Origin of the sequence: Planktothrix prolifica NIVA-CYA 540, from assembly GCF_963864145.1 — a bacterium.
GTDB classification, from domain to species: Bacteria; Cyanobacteriota; Cyanobacteriia; order Cyanobacteriales; family Microcoleaceae; genus Planktothrix; species Planktothrix agardhii.
Window position 1 is genome coordinate 101,120 of sequence record NZ_CAWLTW010000001.1, and the last position, 21,593, is coordinate 122,712.

19 protein-coding genes and 1 tRNA gene are annotated in these 21,593 nt (G+C 41.8%); 9 read left to right on the forward strand and 11 right to left on the reverse strand.

Going from position 1 to position 21,593, the window contains the following annotated elements:
• Together AC559H_RS00425 and AC559H_RS00430 are read right to left on the reverse strand one after the other, a co-directional pair.
• Window positions 1-3,052: nSTAND1 domain-containing NTPase (locus AC559H_RS00425; protein WP_237746344.1), on the reverse strand; the 3,052-nt coding region annotated here is incomplete at its 3' end.
• A 202-nt stretch (window positions 3,053-3,254) separates the two neighbouring features.
• Complete coding sequence (locus AC559H_RS00430) at window positions 3,255-3,725, reverse strand: DUF29 domain-containing protein (protein WP_026793381.1); 471 nt, start codon at window positions 3,723-3,725, stop codon at window positions 3,255-3,257.
• Window positions 3,726-3,855: 130 nt separating this feature from the next.
• On the opposite strand from AC559H_RS00430, the gene AC559H_RS00435 reads away from it, so the two are divergent.
• From AC559H_RS00435 to AC559H_RS00450, 4 genes are all read left to right on the forward strand, one after another.
• A complete protein-coding gene (locus AC559H_RS00435) occupies window positions 3,856-5,043 on the forward strand; it encodes an iron-containing alcohol dehydrogenase family protein (RefSeq protein WP_051319661.1) in 1,188 nt (395 codons plus the stop codon).
• A 259-nt stretch (window positions 5,044-5,302) separates the two neighbouring features.
• A complete protein-coding gene (locus AC559H_RS00440) occupies window positions 5,303-6,490 on the forward strand; it encodes an aspartate aminotransferase (RefSeq protein WP_026793382.1) in 1,188 nt (395 codons plus the stop codon).
• A 108-nt stretch (window positions 6,491-6,598) separates the two neighbouring features.
• Entirely contained in the window at window positions 6,599-7,783 is a 1,185-nt protein-coding gene (locus AC559H_RS00445) for a class I SAM-dependent methyltransferase (protein WP_026798403.1), read from the forward strand.
• A 319-nt stretch (window positions 7,784-8,102) separates the two neighbouring features.
• The gene (locus AC559H_RS00450) at window positions 8,103-8,876 is read left to right on the forward strand and encodes a PEP-CTERM sorting domain-containing protein (RefSeq protein ID WP_026793383.1); all 774 of its coding nucleotides are present in this window, start codon (window positions 8,103-8,105) and stop codon (window positions 8,874-8,876) included.
• A gap of 338 nt (window positions 8,877-9,214) precedes the next feature.
• Here AC559H_RS00450 and bioU read toward each other — a convergent pair whose 3' ends face one another.
• Together bioU and AC559H_RS00460 are read right to left on the reverse strand one after the other, a co-directional pair.
• Window positions 9,215-10,228: a (S)-8-amino-7-oxononanoate synthase BioU gene (gene bioU, locus AC559H_RS00455; protein WP_202806316.1), complete on the reverse strand. Its 1,014-nt coding sequence runs from the start codon at window positions 10,226-10,228 to the stop codon at window positions 9,215-9,217.
• A gap of 89 nt (window positions 10,229-10,317) precedes the next feature.
• Complete coding sequence (locus AC559H_RS00460) at window positions 10,318-10,935, reverse strand: hypothetical protein (RefSeq protein ID WP_026798404.1); 618 nt, start codon at window positions 10,933-10,935, stop codon at window positions 10,318-10,320.
• 233 nt (window positions 10,936-11,168) lie between these two features.
• Here AC559H_RS00460 and ureE point away from each other — a divergent pair, with 233 nt between their 5' ends.
• From ureE to ureA, 5 genes are all read left to right on the forward strand, one after another.
• Window positions 11,169-11,606, forward strand: coding sequence for an urease accessory protein UreE (gene ureE, locus AC559H_RS00465; protein ID WP_026798405.1), 438 nt, complete (start codon window positions 11,169-11,171; stop codon window positions 11,604-11,606).
• A 110-nt stretch (window positions 11,607-11,716) separates the two neighbouring features.
• A complete protein-coding gene (locus AC559H_RS00470; RefSeq protein ID WP_026793387.1) occupies window positions 11,717-12,406 on the forward strand; it encodes an urease accessory protein UreF in 690 nt (229 codons plus the stop codon).
• Window positions 12,407-12,460: 54 nt separating this feature from the next.
• Window positions 12,461-13,060: an urease accessory protein UreG gene (gene ureG, locus AC559H_RS00475; protein WP_026787568.1), complete on the forward strand. Its 600-nt coding sequence runs from the start codon at window positions 12,461-12,463 to the stop codon at window positions 13,058-13,060.
• Window positions 13,061-13,332: 272 nt separating this feature from the next.
• Window positions 13,333-14,181 carry an urease accessory protein UreD gene (locus tag AC559H_RS00480; RefSeq protein WP_026798406.1) on the forward strand — a complete coding sequence of 283 codons (849 nt, stop codon included), beginning with the start codon at window positions 13,333-13,335 and terminating at the stop codon, window positions 14,179-14,181.
• Window positions 14,182-14,208: 27 nt separating this feature from the next.
• Complete coding sequence (gene ureA, locus AC559H_RS00485) at window positions 14,209-14,514, forward strand: urease subunit gamma (protein WP_026793389.1); 306 nt, start codon at window positions 14,209-14,211, stop codon at window positions 14,512-14,514.
• A gap of 34 nt (window positions 14,515-14,548) precedes the next feature.
• On the opposite strand, the gene AC559H_RS00490 is transcribed toward ureA, so the two are convergent.
• The 7 genes from AC559H_RS00490 to AC559H_RS00520 all read right to left on the reverse strand — a co-directional run bounded on the left by AC559H_RS00490 (window position 14,549) and on the right by AC559H_RS00520 (window position 21,461).
• The gene (locus AC559H_RS00490; protein WP_036832964.1) at window positions 14,549-15,829 is read right to left on the reverse strand and encodes an HhoA/HhoB/HtrA family serine endopeptidase; all 1,281 of its coding nucleotides are present in this window, start codon (window positions 15,827-15,829) and stop codon (window positions 14,549-14,551) included.
• 287 nt (window positions 15,830-16,116) lie between these two features.
• A complete protein-coding gene (locus tag AC559H_RS00495; protein ID WP_043937221.1) occupies window positions 16,117-17,268 on the reverse strand; it encodes a SpoIID/LytB domain-containing protein in 1,152 nt (383 codons plus the stop codon).
• 266 nt (window positions 17,269-17,534) lie between these two features.
• The gene (locus tag AC559H_RS00500; protein WP_026793390.1) at window positions 17,535-18,452 is read right to left on the reverse strand and encodes a sensor histidine kinase; all 918 of its coding nucleotides are present in this window, start codon (window positions 18,450-18,452) and stop codon (window positions 17,535-17,537) included.
• Window positions 18,453-18,630: 178 nt separating this feature from the next.
• Entirely contained in the window at window positions 18,631-19,230 is a 600-nt protein-coding gene (locus AC559H_RS00505; RefSeq protein ID WP_026793391.1) for an L-threonylcarbamoyladenylate synthase, read from the reverse strand.
• Between the two features lie 43 nt (window positions 19,231-19,273).
• Window positions 19,274-20,263, reverse strand: a complete 990-nt coding sequence (gene prmC / locus AC559H_RS00510; protein ID WP_071782737.1) for a peptide chain release factor N(5)-glutamine methyltransferase — start codon at window positions 20,261-20,263, stop codon at window positions 19,274-19,276.
• A gap of 24 nt (window positions 20,264-20,287) precedes the next feature.
• Window positions 20,288-21,094, reverse strand: coding sequence for a Tic22 family protein (locus AC559H_RS00515; RefSeq protein ID WP_330942940.1), 807 nt, complete (start codon window positions 21,092-21,094; stop codon window positions 20,288-20,290).
• A gap of 293 nt (window positions 21,095-21,387) precedes the next feature.
• Window positions 21,388-21,461 (reverse strand) — tRNA-Pro (locus tag AC559H_RS00520).
• Window positions 21,462-21,593: the final 132 nt, after the last annotated feature.

Sequence of the window (21,593 nt, forward strand, 5' to 3'; positions counted from 1 at the left end):
TGCTATCGGGGGCTGAAAACTCACCCGATGTAACCCCGTTGGTATGCCCACTGAGGGTTTTGATTTTTTTGCCGGTGTTGGCATCCCACAGTTTCACCGTGTTGTCAGCACTCCCGGTCGCCAGCAGCTTGCTATCGGGGCTGAAACTCACCCCCCAAACTGAGTTGGTATGCCCAGTTAGGGTTTTGATTTCTTCCCAAGTAGTGGTATTCCACAGTTTCACCGTGGTGTCTAAACTCCCGGTCGCCAGGAACTTGCCATTGGGGCTGAAACTCACCGCATAAACCCCGTCGGTATGCCCTCTCAGGGTTTTGATTTCCTTGCCGGTGGTGGCATCCCACAGTTTCACCGTGTTGTCACCACTCCCGGTCGCCAGGCGCTTGCTATCGGGGCTGAAACTCACCGCATGAACCGAGCTCCGCCCAGTCAGGGTTTTGATTTCTTCCCAAGTAGTGGTATTCCACAGTTTCACTGTCCTGTCACCACTCCCGGTCGCCAGCAGCTTGCCATCGGGGCTGAAACTCACCCCATTAACCGAGTTGATATGCCCACTGAGAGTTTTGATTTCTTTGCCAGTGCTGATATCCCACAGTTTCACTGTCCTGTCAGCACTCCCTGTCGCCAGGAACTTGCCATCGGGGCTGAAACTCACCCCATTAACCCCCTGTGCGTGTCCCCCCAAAGTATTTTGTGCTGCCACTCTGGGGACAGTATTGAGTAATGCAAGTTCTACCTGGGTATGGGTATCGGCATTAACCCAAGGTGTACGCCGCATTTGCAGAACGGCTTTTAAACTGGTTTTGACCGCTTCCGACCAGTCTAAACTCAATAGCGCATCAGAAGATTGAGCCAGAGCATTAATTTGGCTGATACGAGCTTCCCTCCAATTAACACCTGCCATTCCCGCTAAACCCAAGGCGATAACGGAAAAGCCACTTAACCCCATCATGATTAGTCGTCGTCTGTGTTCAATTTCTCGTTTTTGGCGATCGCGTTCTTTTGCGCTAACCTGAATAAAATCCCGTTCCTCGGAGGTTATTTCATCGGCGCGTTTTTGTAACCAATCTTCCGCCAGCGATAAGGAGGTTCCCCGCAATAACCCTCCCGGTTCATAGTTATGATTTTTCCAGTCCCGTAACCCTGCCTTTAACCGTTCTTGCCAAGTTCTAAACTGACGGTTGGCATTCATCCATTCCCGCAGCGTTAACCATTCTCGAATTAACGCTTCATGGACGACTTCTACCGTATCTTCTGCAAAAGTGACCTCTCCCCAAACCCCTCTCCTGCGAGGCGAGGGGCTTTGATTTTGTTCCTTCTCTGCTACAGCAGCAGAAACAATCTCATTCTCCCCATTCCCTTGCAGGGAAGGGGGCTGGGGGGTTAGGTCTCGTTCATGGCGTCCCGTCACCACCAACCGCGCTTGATGACTTGCTAAATAACTCACCAAATTCCAATTCTCCTCCCCCACTTCCGCACGGGTCGCCACTCGTCGGGTGTCTTCTGTTCCTTCCCCTGGACGGACTAATTGTAAAAATATTCTCTGGGCTTGTTGTTTCTCCGTTTCACTCAATTTTTGATAAACTTGTTCTGCATGATTAGCGATCGCTTTTTTAACCCCCCCAATTTCTTGATATGCTGCATGAGTTAACTCTCGGTTTTTCTGTTTTTCCCATAACCGAGTTAAGGCAAATTCTAATAACGGTAAATTCCCCGGTTCTTGCCCCACATCATCGAGGATTCTTTGGGTTAATTGTTCTTCTAATTGTACTTCTAATTTTTGGGCAGGTAATTCAATGGCGGCTTGTAATTCCTCCCGTTTCATCGAACTAAGTAACTGGGGGGTATATTCCTGTAAGGCATCTCGAAACGGACGATAGGACAAGACATAACCATAAAAATCCGCCCGTAAGGTAAACACTAATCTAATATTTTCTTGGGCAATAGCTGCCAGTAATTCATCAGCAAAGCGTTCCTGTTCTTCCTTCACCAGACACAGGGTATACAGTTCTTCTAATTGGTCAGCGACTAATAATAACCGTTTCCCAGGGTTGCGTTCTAAAATGCGAGAAATCACCTGTTGTACTGTGATTCTCCCTTGTTGAAAATCACTAGCGAGTCCCACAGATTCCCGCAAGAATTGAGTTTCTCCCGCTTCCGGTTCCAGTTGTCTCACTAAGGCAGAAGCTAAGGGTAAAAACGGTTCTTTCCCTGGACGGAAAACCTCAATTAACCAGTTCCCCTGTTTTCTCAAATTAGGAATTAAACCGGCAAATACCACCGAGGATTTTCCGCTCCCACTCGGCCCAATAATTCCTACTAACGGTTGGTTTTGCGTAACTTCTACTAATTTATTAATAAAGTTTTCTTGCCCAAAAAAGAAGTCGGCATCTTCTTCTCCAAAAGCCGCTAATCCTTGATACGGGTTCGGAGGAATAACGTCGTCAAAAACATGAATATCTATATTAATCAGAGTCGGAATTAAGGGTTTTTTCTTAAAAACCGGAGTTTCCTGTTCTAAAAAACTCATCATCTGCGAACAGCCTAACTCGTAGGCTTCTTCGACTTCATATCCGGCGGCTAAAGCATCATAAAAAGCAACGGAAAAAGCAACGGCGGCTTTATCCCCCACCGCTTTCTTCATTCCTAATACATAATCAACATATTGACTAATTGCCTCGGCTTGTACTTCTGAATAACAAGCATTTAAAATCACACATTCAACACTTTTTTTGGCAAATAATTTAAACATACTGGCGAGGGTTTTTGTCTCCAGTAAGACCATTTTTCCCGTATCATCTTCGAGGACAATTCCATCCTGTCCTGCCCCATGTCCGCAGAAATGAACAATTTGCGGTTGATAATCTAATATTGCCCGATAAAAATCACGAGAACGGACTGCTAATTTCTGTTCTAATTTATACTGATGTCGTTGATTTGCCCGTCGTAATCCTTCATCAATTTCCCGAATTTCTTCTTCTAATCGCAACCGAGACGTATTAGTTGGGTTAGCAGCTAGAATCAGAATTGTCTTAACAGCATCATTGTTATTCATCAATTAATAAAAATTATTTATGTCCATTTTTTATATCTGGCTAGTAACGGTTTAACACATCAATTAATGATTGTCAATGTATTTTTTAATTCAGATCACAATCAGGATAGGGAATAAACTAAACTTTTGGCTAGGTGCAAAATAAAACAAGAGATGCTATAGATAATTTTTTATAATTCTAAAATTAAGAGGGTGCGATCGCTTAACTTTCAGGCAAAAAATCACGATCAAGTACCTGTTCAGAAGTCAAGGGACAAGTTAACGAAAAAACATCTAATGATAAACCCGTTTCCACAGATGCTAATATTCTAGCATCTTGATAGGTTTCATCAAAAATTTGTTCAAAATATCCCTTTAAACTAGGACTGGCTTTCAACTCTTTACTAATTCTAATTCGATGTTCTATTATCGTAGACAGCCAACTATTAGAACGGCGTTCAGGTTGATATTGATATTTGAGTAAGTGCATTAACAAAACTCGTAAATTACTCTCGATCGCTCGTTTATCACTCCTCCCCATACTCTCTAATTCTTCAATTAAATTATCTCGATCCAGTTCTAAAAAATTTTCTGTCCTTAATAAATTAACCGTTTTTTCAAGCCATAAATAAAAATCTTGATCATACAAACTAGAGAACGGAGGAGTTTCTGATCGGGGTTGAAAGATTGCCATTTTGTTCTTTCCGAGTCACTGATTCCACAATAGCTTAAAATTTGTGGGACAGGCCTGTTGCCTATTCACTACCCCAATTACAGAACAATGGGGTAAAGTAAAAGATTCAGCACCACTGACTAAACTTGCTATGCCTCAAACTTCCTCAACCCAGAATCTAATTTCCACTTCGGTTGTAAGTTTAAATATTGCCCCAGCCCAAGTTTTACGCGGCAATAACGCCTTAACACAAGCAGGAGAGGCGATCGCAGGCTTTGGTCAACGTCCCTTAATCATTGGTGGCGATCGCTCCTTACCCCTGACTGTTCAAGCCCTACAACCCATTTTAGAACGTCATCAACTCCAATATTCTCAAATCTACTATGGGGCTGACTGTAGCGAAACCAGCTTAACCGCCCTACGTCAAGCCGTTAGCAACCATAAGGCCGATTTTATCATCGGGACGGGGGGCGGAAAAGCCCTGGATGCGGCCAAACTGATCGCCCATCAATGTCATCTCCCGATCGTTACCATTCCCACTTCTGGGGCGACCTGCGCCGCTTGGACAGCCCTCTCTAACGTTTATTCCGAGGATGGGGCTTTTTTATATGATGTTAGTTTAGCCCGGTGTCCTGATTTATTGATTTTGGACTATAACTTAATTCAAACCGCCCCCCAAAGGATGTTAGTGGCGGGTATTGGGGATGCGATCGCTAAATGGTATGAAGCCAGCGTCAGTAGTGGACATTCCGATCAAACCTTCATGATCGCTGCGGTACAACAGGCGCGAGTCCTACGAGATATATTATTACAAAAATCCTTAACCGCGTTACAAGACAACGGTGGCGAAACCTGGCGGGAAGTTGTCGATGCGACGGTATTACTCGCCGGAGTTATTGGTGGTATTGGGGGCGCCCAATGTCGCACCGTTGCGGCCCATGCAGTTCATAATGGTTTAACCCATGTTGCGGCTAGTCATGGGACTTTACACGGGGAAAAAGTCGCCTTTGGGATTTTGGTACAACTGCGTTTAGAAGAAATGGTACAGGGTAATCAACTCGCGGCCACTGCTAGACAACAATTATTAAAGTTTTACACCGATTTAGGTTTACCCCAAACCCTGAATGATTTGGGAATGGGTAAAATCACCTTAGCCGAACTGCGACAAGCCGCCGACGTTGCTTGTAATGAACGTTCTGATATTCACCGTTTACCGTTTAAAGTAGTTCCAGAACAGTTAATGGCGGCAATGGTATCAACTACAGCCCCAGGGGAATTACGAATTACGAATTACGAATTACGAGTGGGGAACACCAAAGACCCTTACCCAGAATCCTAGACAAATTGCGATATAGCAGGGAACACCGGAACAGCCCCCAAACCCCCGTGCACGGGGGGCTAGGGGAGGGAACACCGGGGGAAAATACTTCACTGTCTGGGTTACAAGATCCGTCTGGTGTCCTAACTGCCTTGGCGGTTGCGATATCAGAATTAAGAATTGAGAAGGGAAGGAAAAAAGCAGACCCGATCGGGGGAAAATAAAGAATCACTTTTTTATTCTACTGAACACATTAGTTTTAACCTCACATAATCGACCAATGACATTAGATTGGATTAGCCCTGCTGACCGGATACAAGCCTTACCTCCTTATGTTTTTGCCCGTTTAGATGAATTGAAAGCCAACGCCCGTCAACAGGGCTTAGATTTAATTGATTTAGGTATGGGAAATCCTGACGGGGCCACACCTGAACCGATTGTTGAAGCGGCAATTGAAGCATTAAAAAATCCGGCAAATCATGGCTATCCACCCTTTGAAGGAACTGCTAATTTTAGACTAGCAATTACTAATTGGTATCACCGTCGTTATGGTGTTTCCCTCGACCCCAATGGCGAAGCTTTACCCCTATTAGGGTCAAAAGAAGGATTAGGTCATTTGGCTTTAGCTTATATTAATCCGGGGGATTTAGTCTTAGTTCCTAGTCCTTCCTATCCCGTACATTTTCGCGGGCCAATAATTGCCGGGGGAAAGGTTCATTCTATTATTTTGAAGCCGGAAAATAACTGGTTAATTGATTTAGGATCTATTCCTGATTCTATTGCCGAACAAGCTAAAATTCTCTATTTTAATTATCCCAGTAACCCCACGGGTGCAACCGCCCCCAGGGAATTTTTTGAGGAAATTGTTGCCTTTGCCCATAAATATCAAATTCTGCTAGTTCATGATTTATGTTATGCCGAATTAGCTTTTGACGGTTATCAACCCACCAGTTTATTAGAAATTCCTGGGGGAAAAGAAATTGGCGTGGAATTCCATACTATGTCTAAAACCTATAATATGGCGGGTTGGCGAGTGGGTTTTGCGGTGGGAAATTCCAAGGTTTTACAAGGGTTAAGAACCTTAAAAACTAATTTAGATTACGGGGTATTTTCGGCACTACAAACGGCGGCGGAAACCGCTTTGAATTTGCCAGATTCCTATTTAAAAGAAGTTCAAGAACGCTATTGTACCCGGCGAGATTTTCTGATTAAGGGTTTAGCAGAATTGGGTTGGAATGTTCCTAAAACCTTAGCTACAATGTATTTATGGGTTCCCTGTCCAGAGGGGATGAATTCCACGGATTTTGCTCTCACGGTGTTACAACAAACGGGTGTAGTTTTTACCCCAGGAAATGCCTTTGGTATAGGTGGAGAAGGCTATTTTAGAATTAGTTTAGTGGCAGATTGCGATCGCTTGGGAGAAGCCTTAAAACGCTTAAAAGATGCCAATATTCGGTATCAACCCTAATCCGTTGTTAAGCTGTTGTTGTGCTTCAGCACTCATTGAAGAAGGGCTAAAGCCCAACAACGGTACAACAACGAGGAAAATTATTAATATTATGAATAATTGTTTGTTATGGAATATGAAAACAATCTGAATTTATGTAATTTTATTACTCAAAAAATCAAGGAAAATCCCCAAAATAGAATTACTTTTGCTGATTATATGAACTGGGTTTTATATCACCCAGAATATGGATATTATAGCATTAATAAACCCAAATTAGGCGCGGAAGGAGATTTTGTTACCTCTCCATATTTAGGGTCAGACTTTGGGGAAATGTTAGCAGAACAATTTTTCCAAATCTGGGAAATTATGGATTGTCCTAACTCCTTTACTTTAATAGAAATGGGTGCGGGACAAGGAATATTAGCTAGTGATATTTTATTATATTTACAAAAAAAATATCCTGAATTTTTTAAATGTTTAAATTATATTATTATCGAGAAATCTAATTTTCTCAAAGCTCAACAACAACACCAACTCAAAAAAACTCTCTCCGATTCAATATCAATTCAATGGTGTGACCTTGAGGATATTCCAAATAATAATATTATCGGTTGTTTTTTCTCTAATGAATTAGTTGATGCTTTTCCCGTCCATCAAATTATAGTTCAGGATCAACAGCTTCAAGAAATTTATATTACCTTAGATTCAGAAGTAAGATTAAAGGAAATTATTGCTGAACTTTCTACCGAAAAAATCACAGATTATTTTAAATTAATTGATATTGATTTATGTTCTAATTCTTACCCAGAAAGATATCGAACAGAAGTTAATTTAGCCGCCCTAGACTGGATCAAAACCCTAGTGACCAAACTGAATCAAGGCTTTATTCTAACAATTGATTATGGTTACACCGCCCAACGATATTACCTTCCCAGTCGAACAGAAGGAACCTTACAATGTTATTATCAACATCGTCATCATAACGATCCCTATCTCAATATTGGTCGCCAAGATATTACCGCCCATGTTAATTTTACCGCCTTACAAATTTATGGGAAAGACTGGGGAATTGATGCCGTTGGGTTTACACAACAGGCTTTATTTTTAATGGCGTTAGGGTTAGGCGATCGCATTTCTGCCCTATCCCAACCCTCAAACTATTCTATTTCAGAAATATTACAAAGACGAGAATGCTTACACTCTTTAATTGATCCTATGGGTTTAGGCAATTTTGGCGTCCTTCTACAATCTAAAGGCTTAAGTTTATCTCAACAACAAATTCCCCTCAAGGGTTTCAGTTTCCCCATTTAAGTCTCAAAAAAGCCCCGACAGTCAAAAACTTGATGCTGATCTGCGTTTTTTTGCGGATATTGCAGAAGATCAAGTATGATTTACTACCTATATACGCATCCTATATAAAGGTTTTTTTAGCTAATTTCATCATCCCTTTATATTTGTATCGACCCACTGTAAACCTTCTGTAAAAATAACTGATATTGGCAAAAATCTATAGACAACCCTAAACCAATTGCGTACTATTGGTTTAGGGTAGAAAAAGGAAATCAAAAACTTCCAAGTTTTAACACCTTGTTTCTACCCCAGGCTATAAAATATAAAGGATGAGGCTGAGATGAAAAACACACTATCTAAAATTATCGGTTCTACTATATTAACTACTGGAGTTGCGGTTTCCCTGGTTACGACATCTGCATACGCTGGCTCAAAACCCCCAGCACCCCCAGCACCCAGTCCGACTATTCCTGTTAATACTTCAAATTTGGGGATATACGATACAAAAACCTTTGGATTTAGCAACGTCTTCGGTGGCGACACAGTTGGAGATGATCTTGTTGGCAAATTCAAGTTTAATGTTAGCAAAACCAATACCAATCAAGTTTTGTTCCAGTTTGAAAATACAGGTGCAGTATCAACTGCATTTATTAGCCAGATTAAATTCTCTGATACCAGTAGTGATTCAATTAATAATTTATTTGGAATCTCTGCTATCGGATCTTTTTACAATAAAGGAACTGTTGGTTTTGAAAAAGATCTAAATAATACAAATTTGGCTCAATCTAACCTGATTACAGGTTGGCAAAGCAGTGATAGTATTGGTTTTAATTCAATCCGGCAAGGTTCTAATAAAGACGGAATTGATCAGACAGAAAAGTTGGGTTTGCTGTTTGACGGTAGCTTTGACAAAGTGATCAGTAAGTTGAATTCTAATCAGTTAAAAGTTGGAATGCACGTTCAAGGAATTTATGGCAAAAGTGACACTTTTGCCAGCTATGTTGCACCTCCCAAACCCCCCGCACCAGTTGAAGTTCCTGAACCCACCACATTAGTTGGTTTAGCTTTAGCTTTCGGTGGAATGTTGGCTTCCCGTCGTCGTCAATCTAACTAAGAAAACGATGATTAAATTAGTCATTCCAAACAACTCAAGAATTGCATTAATATCTGTCTCACACTGTTGAGACCCTCAGCCTTCATCTTATCCAAATAGTAGCGGTACTCATCATGCCGCTACTTTATTTAAGAAATAGATAACTCCAATTCATGCTGTATTTACAAGATTTAATCAATTGTATATCCCAACAATAAAACTACTATCAAAATCAGAGTACAGGGTGCATTTATCTATCAACAAACATATAATAAATATAAAAAAATACAGTTTTAACTCAGGTAGAATTTTAATCTCCCTGAGTTTTTTTAAAGTTAGTGATCGCTTTTTATCGAATATTAACTAACAAATTGAGGCATAATTTCCGCCGCCGTAAATAAACCGTGAATCCCTCGACGATGCAGTTGAATTCCAGCTTTTAAATAGCCGAAAGCTGGCCCACAAACATTAGCTGCCATACTGGTTTCATCCCCTAAAGTAAAGGTATGGGTTGAAACTTTCCCTTCAAAGGTTCGGCCCGTAATTTGAACATTTGTACTCAGGGGTTTTTTAGAATTGCGAGTATCCACAATTCCACCCACGGTAACGCGATCGCGTGAACAAATACCCGCCAACTCTAACATAATATCATCGGCGTGTTCCATATTTTCCAAGGTCAGTAACCCGCCCGTTTCTGCTAATAAGGCTTCTACTTGGGCATCGCTCATCGCTCTAGCTTGTTCAACGGTATATCCGGGTAAATGACCAATATCTTCTCGAATGGTAGCGCGATAGGCTTCCCAGTTAGCAATCCCGACTCCAAAAGTAATTTTAATGTTGTGAATTTCTGTATAACTTTGGGCGGCGAGGGCGGCTGCTGCTGTTAATAACCCAGGTGTCGCTCCACATCCGGTCATATAGGTAATTCCGGCGGCTTGTAACTCATCTTTGAGTTCTAATAATAATTCTACGGCGCTCGTCCGTTTAATCGCATCGACTAAAACCCCTCGCCATCCCAACTGAATAAAGGTTTTAGCCACACTAGCCATAAAATCATTAGGTAAATTCGGCAAAGCCAGAAAATACCCTTCAACCCCTGGGGCGGTTTTAACTAAATTTTCAATACTGTTATTACTCAAAATTCCATGGGGTTCTAAATATCCCACCGACCCTTGAGCTTGATAAATCTCAATACAGCGATTCGGGTTCAGCCCATCCCCATCATAAGCATAACCCTTCTGATCAGCCACAGCCACCCACTGCATTTGCTGTTTTGGGGCTAAAACCCTTGTTGCTGCCTGTCCTAGCCCGCCAAACCCCAAAATTCCTACCCGAATCGGAGACAAACCTGCATTAACCATTACTGGACTCATTGAATCTGATTGAATTTAGACAATTCTCCATTATAATCCTTTCTTTACTATTACCCATTACCCATTACCCATTACCCATTACCCATTACTTAATTTCCAGACCCATTGGTGTCTCCAGACGCTGGGGGAGAAGGCTCAGAAGTGGGACTAGAATTGGTTTCTGGTAATACTTCGTCCTTCTTGGGTTCAGCTTGAGGAGCCGCCGGAGGAACTGTTACGTTAACATTGGGAGCAGCTTGAGGAGCCGCCGGAGGAACTGTTACATTAACATTGGGAGCAGCTTGAGGAGCCGTAGGAGGAACTGTTACGTTAACATTGGGCTTAGGTTGGGGAGCCGCCGGAGGTACTGTTACGTTAACATTGGGCTTAGGTTGGGGGACTTGCACGGGAACAGGAACGACTTCTTGAGTTCGATTTTTCTCAATAATCACCGTATCTCGTCCTGGGGTTTGAGTTTTGGGAGTATTAAGTTCCGATTGTCCCGGCCCTACGGTTGGAGCTTTGGAGTCATCGGGTTTAAATAAACTAGGCCAAACTAGAAAACCAATTCCTAGTGACAATAATACAGCAATTCCTATGCCAATTATGGTACTCCAAGCCATGTCATTATTAACTTTAGTTCTTTCATTTTGACGAATAGATTCATCCCTTACCGGGTCAGGAGTCTCCCGATTAGAATGGGGCTGATTTACAGGTCGATTATTCATAAATTTTTACCAAAGTTTATCCCAATTAAAAACGAATTGATTTAGATGAGATGATTAAATTAAATGTACCTAAAATTCTGGCCTAAATTCATCTATCTGAAGGCATAACCTATTGTGATATAAAAGTTGTTGTGCTTTAGCCCTTCTTGAAATCGGTGCTCAAGCACAACAACAAGGAATTTATTAATAGATTGATTTAAACTTTATTCTATTAGTTCTAATTAACTGCAATTATGATTATTTTTACGCAATTAGTTCCAGAGAAAGAGCATCAACAGGTTACAGTTAATTTCGCTCTAACCGCAGAAGAACGCACAAAAACCCGTCAATATATTGAAGCCTTGGAGGGTGAAACCTATTATATTCGCCTTCCTAGGGGAATGGTTTTAAAAGCGGGGGATTTATTAACCTCTGATGCTCAAGATATTTGGGCAAAAGTGATTGCTAAACCGGAACCTATTATTACGGTCAGGGCTAACCATTCCCTCGATTTATTAAAAGCGGCTTATCATTTAGGAAATCGTCATGTTCGGTTAGAAATTACCGCCGACTATTTACGATTTTCCCCCGATCCTGTACTATCTTCAATGTTAGTGCATCAAGGATTAACAATTCAAGAAGAAATTGCGCCTTTTTATCCTGAAGGGGGAGCCTATGGACATCATCATTAATTATAGCAATAAGCAGGTTAGTGTTGACAACTTCTTTGTGTCTTTGTGTCTTTGTGGTTAAATTAGGCTTGACCTTTGTAAAGATATCCACAAGAACTGCTATATTATCAATGATTTTAAATTTATTACAACTTTCCAGTCCGGCTTTACCCTTGGGTGCTTATAGTTATTCAGAGGGTTTAGAAACCTTAGTTGAAACTCAAGTTATTACTGATCATTCTAGTTTATTACAGTGGTTAATTCAAGACCTGAATTATGGCGCAATTCGACTGGAAGCTGCCTTAATGGTTCGGGCTTATCGCTGTGTTATCAATCAAAATTATAACCAATTTGTTTATTGGAATCAATGGTCAACAGCGGCTAAAGAAACATCGGAATTACGACAACAAAGTTGGCAGATGGGCAATACTTTAATCCAGCTTTTAGTTAATTTAGAAGCGGTTAAAACAACAGATTTAGAATTACCTGCTCTGAAAGATTGGACGGAAAAAGTGGGGAAACCTTGTAATTATGCGATCGCTTTTGGATTAGGTGCAGTATATTGGGATCTTGATCTCAAAAATGCCTTACTCGGATATCTTTATAGTTGGGCGACTAATTTAATTAATGCTGGGGTAAAATTGATTCCATTAGGTCAAACCATGGGTCAAACTTTACTCTTACAATTACACCCCGAAATAGAATCAACAGCTACGGCTATTTTACAATTAGAAGATGAAGATTTAGTTAGTTGTAATTGGGGGTTAGCATTAGCAAGTATGGCCCATGAAACCCAATATAGTCGATTATTTAGAAGTTAATTTTATTTATTAATTTATGGTATAATAAATCTGGGTAGTTTTCATCTTAATTTTATGTCTGGTTTGCGAGTTGGAATTGCTGGGCCAGTAGGTTCGGGAAAAACAGCCTTAGTTGATGTTTTGTGTAAGCAAATGCGAACCTCCTATCAATTAGCGGTAGTTACAAACGATATTTATACTCAAGAAGATGCTCAATTTTTGGTTAATTCCCAAGCCTTAGAAAGCGATCGCATTTTAGGAGTAGAAACCGGAGGTTGTCCCCATACTGCTATTAGAGAAGATGCTTCATTAAATTTAGCCGCTATTGAACAATTAGAAACCAAATTCAATCATTTAGATTTGTTATTTGTAGAAAGTGGTGGGGATAATTTAGCCGCCACTTTTAGCCCGGAATTAGTGGATATTACCATTTATGTAATTGATGTAGCCGCCGGAGATAAAATTCCCCGTAAAGGCGGGCCAGGAATTACCAAATCCGATTTATTAGTGATTAATAAAATTGACCTCGCGCCCTTAGTCGGTGCAGATTTAGGAATTATGGAAAGAGACGCGAAAAAAATGCGAGGAAATAAACCCTTTGTCTTTACAAATTTAAAAACCCAACAAGGATTAGATGCTATCATCAAATTTATTAAATCCCACTTAATCCCGTAGTAAACCCTTCAGGGCTTTCTTTATTCCCTAGATTTAATAGTAAAAACCAACATTAATAACGATGTATAATTAGTAGTAAGCCCTTCAGGGCTTTCTTTATTCCCTAGATTTAATAGTAAAAACTAATATTAATAACGATGTATAATTATTGGTTTGGTAACGATAAAAACTTGAAGAAGCCCTAAAGGGCTTACTACCATTAATAACGATGTATAATTATTGGTTTGGTAACGATAAAAACTTGAAGAAGCCCTAAAGGGCTTACTACTTTTATGAAAAATTTGGAAATCAAGCCCTCACAATGGCAAGGAATATTAGAGTTAGACTATCAGAAAATTGGTAATTCTACTCAATTAGTTAAAGCCTATACTCAAGCCCCGTTAAAGATTCAGCGTTCTTTTTATCCTGAAGGTAAGGATATCTGCCATAGTATTATATTACATACTGCCGGAGGAATGGTAGGCGGCGATCGCCTATCCCAAACCATTAATTTACAGCCGGAAACCCAGGTTTTATTAACTACTCCCGCAGCCAGTAAAATTTATCGAAGTTCGGGAGAAACTGCCCAAAATCATATTAAGATTGAAGTACAAGAAAAAGCCTATTTAGAATTTATTCCCAGGGAAATAATTATCTTTAATGGGGCTATTTTTAGTCAAAATCTCCGAGTAAATTTAGCTCCTAATGCTTGTTATTTGGGATGGGAAATTACCCGGTTTGGACGTACAGCTAGGGGAGAAATATTCAATCATGGACAGTGGAAATCCTGTACAGAAATTTGGCAAAATGGCTGTCCAGTTTGGATTGATCGACAGGGCTTTATAGCCAATGAAGAAATATTGAATAATCCTCATGGTTTGGGGGGAAAACCTGTAATTGCCAGCTTAATTTGGGTGGGAAAACCCGTTTCTGAAGATATTGTGAAAAATATCAGACAATTGTGGTCGCAGCGAGAAACTTCTAGTCAAGCTGGAGTGACGCAATTAATATCAGGATTACTCTGTCGCTATCGGGGAAATTCTACCCAAGAGGTGATAAACTGGTTTACGGATGTTTGGCAATTGCTCCGTCAAAATTATACGGGAAAATCAATTGTCAAACCTCGCGTCTGGCAACTTTAATCCTTGAAAAATTATTAACATAAATCTATGCAATTATCCCCGCAAGAAAAAGATAAACTATTGATTTTTACGGCTGCTTTATTAGCAGAAAGACGGAAAGCAAAAGGACTAAAATTAAACTATCCTGAAGCCGTTGCTTATATTACTGCTGCTATTTTGGAAGGAGCGAGAGAAGGACAAACGGTTTCGGAATTAATGAGTTATGGAAAAACAATTTTAAGGCGAGAAGATGTTATGGAGGGGATTCCTGAAATGATTCATGACGTACAGGTTGAAGCCACTTTTCCCGATGGAACAAAATTAGTTACGGTTCATGATCCTATCAGCAATTAGTAGAGACGCGCCATGGCGCATCTCTACAGCCTGATTACTGATTAACGGGGATAGCTGCGGTTTTCACGTCTAAATTGAGAGGTTGACCTTGACGTTTAATTTCCATTTTTAACGAACTTCCTACCGTTACATTTTCAACAATTTGTTGGATTTCATCGGCTTTAGTAACTGCGATATTATCCACTTGAATAATCACGTCTCCAGCGCGTAATCCTGACTGATGGGCGGGAGAATTGGGCATAACTCTGGCAATCAAAACTCCTCGATCTTCATTCACACTAATCGGACTATTGGGATCTTGATTTAAACTTTCTTTGACTTCAGGAGAAAGCGTTACCATTTGAATCCCTAAATATGGATGTTCAACTTTTCCAGTGGTAGAAATTTGATCGGCAATGTGTTGAACTTGATTAATCGGAATCGCAAATCCTAAGCCCTGAGCACCTTGAATAATGGCGGTATTCATCCCAATTACCTCACCCTTTTGATTCAGTAACGGCCCACCAGAATTACCCGGATTAATAGCGGCATCGGTTTGAATAAAACTAACTCGTTTATCGGGAATACCAACTTCACTTCCCGATCGACCTGTAGCACTAATAATACCCACAGTTACAGTATTATCTAATCCTAATGGGTTGCCAATAGCGATCGCTAATTCCCCCGGTTGTAAAGTTTCAGAATTACCAATAGTTAAAGTCGGTAAATTATCCGCTTGAATTTGAATCACAGCAACATCCGTTACCGGGTCAGTACCCACTACTTTTCCTTCAAATTGACGACCATCTTTTAATACAACCGATACCTTTGTAGCCCCATCAACAACGTGAGCATTAGTAATAATTCGACCATTGGAATTAACAATAAATCCCGACCCGGAACCCCGAACAATTTCCTGTTTAGGCGCATTGGGCATTTGAGAACCAAAGAAACGTTCAAACGAGGGATCATTAAACTGTTGTGGCATCTGATTTTCAACGGTTTTGGTCGCATTAATTCGGACAACAGCTGGCCCGAAATGCTGTACCACCGTCGCCACCAGGTCAGGAGTGGTAATTGTCCCCTGCTTGGCACTGACCGGGGCGGGGAGGGCGGTCGGGGGTACGGGGGATGTCACCGTCGGGGGGCTGGGTTGAGGGCGTTGGAGTTGAGGCAGAATAGACATTCCAGCGATTCCTGCCCCTACCCCTAATAAAACTAAAGATAAAGATGTTAAAGATGAGGTTTTCGGGCGTTGAGTAGGACGGGGTGTTTCCGTCCATTCCAACCGAGAAGACTCTAGGGGAGAATTTAAAGCATCAAAATCAGATTTCATTGTAATACCTCTATCTATAAAGAATTAAGGGGGTAGAAATGTTTTTGCCCCGATATTCTTTAAGTTACAGGGTGAATATGACGCTACTGTGGCAAAGATATGACACGGAGATGAAGATTTAATCCGTATCCCGTAGTAAGCCCTTCAGGGCTTCTTCCCCATCTTTAAATATCATCAGAGAGTCCTAAAGGACTCACTACACAGAAACCCTCATCCCGTAGTAAGCCCTTCAGGGCTTCTTCCCCATCTTTAAATATCATCAGAGAGTCCTAAAGGACTCACTACGGTTAGCGAACATCAATTTTTGCTAAAGTCGTATTCTGATAATAGTGGGCTAGAATCTGTTGATAATTGTATCCACCCCGAGCCAAATTATAAGCACCCCATTGACTCAAACCCACTCCATGACCAAAGCCACGACCCGTGACTTGAAAACTGGTCGTCCCACTTTTTCGATTCACTTGAAACCGGGTGCTACGAAGTCCCAGGGCTGAGGCAATATCATCCCCACTCATCACTCGCGCCCCTTTGTCCCCAACTACTTTCATCGCCAGAATACTACCATAGGCCGAAGTCCGTTGCGGAGTCATCGTCGTAATATTCCCGACGCCAGAAATCCGTTTACTTAAATCTGTTTGTGAGAAGGTTTTTGTCCATTCAAATACCGGAGTTCCTTGGTCAAAGTCTGGGACTCCCCGTAAATAGGGTAAGGGTTCATTCCAGACATCCTCAACATTTTCGGTATGTCCTCCAGAAGCCGAATGAAAGGCCGCCAAAATAGCTTGACCGTTATAGGTCAAAACCTGTCCCCGGGTCGCATTCACCGCCGCCAGAGTTCCCGTGGATTCAGTAATTAAACCTTTATAGACCTGGGAATTTTGATCATCTCCAACATCAAAAACCCCATTACTGCGTTGACGTCTGTAGAGAGCGTAGGTTCGCGCCGCCACCGCCTGAGCTTTCAGGGCTTCCTGGGGCCATCCGCCATCCATTTCCGCCCCCAGAACACTATAGAGATATTCCTCTAAATCAACATAATTAATCGCCGTTAAACCGCCATTCCGAGGCACTAATAATACCCGTCCTCGATACCAACCATTACCTATCCACACATTCCCCCCATTGCTGGGGTCAATCCAGAGTTGGGAACCTTGCCAGTTGCCCAGGGCCACATTGCCCAATTTAGCTTGAGCGACACCACCTCCCATCGCTGCCAACTCCCCTAGGACTTTACCATTGCCATCTCGGACAACAGCCTGGGTGGTGCTACCGACTTTAACCTGATTCGCACCGTCTTTAATAGCGACCCGCAATAATAATTGGGCTTGGGCCGGGGCAACCAGACAGAACCAAATCAGCAACGTCGCCCACCCATAGCGTTTGAAACGTTGCACGGAGTTAGTAAAAGTATTCTGAGGTTGGGTCAGGGAACAAACCATAATCTCGATCAGATCCAGCACCGACTAATCTATCACAACTTCCCAAACCAAAACACCCTCCCCTAGAAATTTTAACTTTAGGGGAGGGCTAATTCAAAAAATACTGACAACTTTTTTAGAGATAGGATAGTTTAAAGTAATATTGCTGACGGGTTACAAGGGGGCTAAAAGGTATATGGGTTCTGGAAAAGGCTTAAAAATTAAGCAATTGGGGTAACAAAAATATATTAATAGCTGACAAGAATTAAGCCGTCTCTCTAATTGAGTTAGGGTTTTGCTAAGGGAATCGAACATTGAGTCCGATTAAAATTAGAATCTTCTCCCTCAGAAGGAATCGCTAAAATTTCTAAACGACCCTTCATTAAACTCAATAAAGTTTGATTCATCAACAGCCGCATTCCTGGGGATAAAGTTCCTTGCTCAAACGGAGGTTGATCAATATCTAATGTGGATTTTAATAAATCCCAAGACTCACTCCAAGCACTAACCGGACGTTGATCATCAACCCAAATATGCACAAATCCCGTTTCGGGAGAAGGATGTGCAGAAACATTCACACTTCCCTCGGTCATTTGAGCGATCGCAGTATCTACTAAACTGACTAAAACTTGTCGCAGTCGAGGTAAATCTGCCATCACATAAATATCACTATCAGGAGGATCAATTTTTAATCTAATACTACGATTTTCCGCCTGCATACAGGTTAAATCTTCTACCTCATCCATCAGTTTTGCTAACCCAATGGCATGAATATCCATAGTATCTGTGCCATATTCTGTTTTAGCCACAGAAATCACTTCATCTAATAATCTCACCATTTTCAACGCTGATGTGTGGGCGAGATTGATAAATTCTCGTTCCTCCTCTGGGTTCTCGCAGAGATCGGAAATAATTATTTGTAACGTACCAATCATGCTACTAAGGGGCGATCGCAACTCATGGGACGTCCGCGCCAAAAACCCCGCTTTAAATAAACTCAATTCCGTCGCCGAATGATAGGCAAGTTGAGTTTGTTTCAATTGATAAGATAGGGTTTGCACCTGCTGTTGATAATCGACATCTTTGGAGGTGTCTTCTGTCCCAACTGGGTCGGGCGATTTTTTTCCTTTTCCCAGCCATAGCTGATTTAGGGCGACCCCTAACCCCGACCCAAAACCTAAATATAAAAATTCGCTCCAACCCATTTCAGTTATCAGTAATCAGTTATCAGTTATCAGTGTAGGAGTTGATCAGTTATTGGTCAACTTCAGTAATCAGTAATTAGTTTCCCCCCTTTTCCAATGGGGGGCTAGGGGGGTAAGAGTTAAGAGTTGATCAACAGTTTAAAAGCTCGGAGTTAATCAACAGATTAGTATTTATTCTTTACTGATTACTGATTACTAAATTACCCTGTCTTAGAATTTTCCATTGACCATTGCTTTCCCATTTTACCACCGTTGAAGGAATAGTTGATGGGATGATAGTTGGATCAAATTCCGAGGAAAATAACGTGAAAACATCGGGAAATTGAGTATTAATTTCAGCCATTGTTAACAGGGGCGGTTGTCCTGATAAATTAGCGCTAGTGGTTGCCATCGGGCCAGTGCGGGCTAAAATAGATTGAGCGATCGCACAATCGGGAACCCTTACCCCAATTGTAGACGGATCAGCCGGATTCATTGCCGGAGAAACTTTTTCAGAAGCAGGTAATACCAAAGTTAAGGCTCCGGGCCAATACTCCCGGGCGATACTTTTCCAAACTAATAATTCTTCAACTGTCCCATTCACATAAGGCCATAATGTTTCCGGTGTGGCGGCCATTAATATTAATGGTTTATCTTGACTCCTTTGTTTCGTCTGAAAAATCAATTCCGCCCGATCGGGACGGGTGGCTAAAGCGGGTACAGTGTCCGTTGGGAAACTAACCACACCCTCACCAGCAATTGCCATATCAATTAGAGCATCAACAGAGACTTGAACCATAGATTTGAATCATAACGAAGAGATCCAGCGATTGAAATCGTGGCTACACAAGCGAAGTCCGCCTACGCGGACTATTGATCAAGGGTTTAAAACCCGCGCAGGCGGGTTTTGTTTGTGTAGCCACGGTTTCAACCGATGGATCACTGTTTTTCTTATAAGCTATAACAAAACGATCAAATCCCGCTAAGTCAGGAATAATTTTAATCCCAGAGTAACTTCCTTGAGCCTCTAACAACCTGGCAACCCCTTCTCCTTGTCCGGCCATCATTTCCACAATCCAAACCCCTCCAGGGCGCAAATAATGGGGTGCAGTTTCTACTAAATAGCGAATACAATCAAAACCATCGTCACCACCATCTAAGGCTAAAGTTGGCTCATGTTGGGCAACTTCCGGTTGCAAAGTCGGAATAATATCAGAGGGAATATAGGGCGGGTTAGATACCATTCCCGTTAGTTGTCCTTTTAAGAATTGTAGCGGTTCCCACCAAGACCCGTGATGGAATTGGATACGGCTACTTAAACCTGTGGTTTCAGCGTTAGATTCAGCGATCGCCAAAGCCTCTAAACTGGTATCTACCCCATGAATTTCAGCCATTGGAAAACTATCAGCCAAACCCAGAGCGATCGCACCACTTCCCGTCCCCAAATCCACCCAAATCCCATTATTATCAATATTTTCAATAGCAGATACAGCTAAATCAATAATTAACTCCGTTTCAGGACGGGGAATCAGAACCTGCGGAGACACCTTTAACGTAAAATGACGCCAGTAAGTTCTCCCCGCAAGATATTGCAAAGGGATACGCTCAGTCAAGCGTCGTTGCCACAGTTGAGTTAATTCCGACCAAGGAACTAGAAGGGGAATCGCAGGTTGTTGTTTGAAGGCTTGTAAACGTAGAGTTAACCGATCCAAACCCCCTAACTCTTGGAGAAACCAGTGAATTTCATTAGGGGAAACCCCAAAGGCGGCACATTCAGCATGAGCCTGTTCAATCCACCCTTGCAGTTGCCAACCTGATATCGTTTCCCCCATGATATTTTCCTTGGATTGATTCAATTAACGAGGGGCGGGGGCGGGGGCGGCGGGGCGGGCGGGTTGATTTTTTTGTAAATACTCCAAAGTTTCACGAGGCGGAATCAAGACAACCCGATTTAAGAATTGATCATTATCCTTTTTCAACGCATCCAACAGGCCTTCGAGATTAACCACATCAATTTTAACGTTAGAGATTAAATCAGGCTGTTGAGTTTTAAATTGAGTCAACATATTTTGCAGATCCTCTTTGTAGAAGAACATTGGGATCACCTGTTCATTACCATTTTGAATCGTCAGATAGCCATTATCCGGCCCACCCTTAGCAATAAACAACGGAACACCGTTAAACTCGCTTACACCTTGTCCATTTTCTTGTAAAACAGTCTTGGCTAAATCCACTTGTTTTTGTACCGGGACGTAGGCAAACTGAACTTCATCCGCCGAACCTTGACCTTGTTGGCTCATCCGGTATACTTCCCCCAGGGAAACCGTGGTGACTTGAATAGTCGAAGCCAATTTGGGGTCACGACTTTTTAAGCGATCGATAAAGGCCACAGCATCCGTGCGACTAATAAACACACCCGCGACCGCAGCTTTTTTATCTCCCTGGGGTACAGTCGCAACTAAAGGGGCTCCCTGGGTATCAGTAATCGTAAAAACTGGAATCGAACGAAGTTTTTCTAGAATTTGGTTTTCTGGAATTGCATAAGCTGGCTCAGTTCCCACCGGAATCAAGCTAAATAAACGTAATCCCGAATCAGGACTTAGTAAAAACGTACCGCCCACAACTCCCAATACCGCGCCCAAACGAACAATTGATCTGATCATGTTTCCAAATTTTGAATTAAATATTTTTTAGATTGCAGATGCAGTGTGTACCACTGAACCCAGGGGGATGCAGTAGGAGTAACGCTAAACAGAGAACCCGGGTCATGTTGACCACCGATAAGTTGCACTGACGATAAAGGAGTTGTTTTTCTCCCCAAAATCTCAAGAAATATCAACCGGAGAAAATTTTAATCCAAGTCAGCCTGCCCCTTAAACATGACCCATCCTAACACACCGATCACGGGATGGACAAAAAGAATCAAGACTAATCAAAACCAAGTTAAAATTTAGAATCGGGATGACAGGATTCGAACCTGCGGCATCCTGCTCCCAAAGCAGGCGCGCTACCAAGCTGCGCTACATCCCGTTTAATCTTTTCTGAGTATAACCTAGATTTACACAAATTGGATTAAAAATTGCAAAATTGATTCAGAAGAAGCTAGGGTCGGTTGTCTGTTGTCGGTTATCAGTTATTTGTTCACACCTCCATACCTCAACA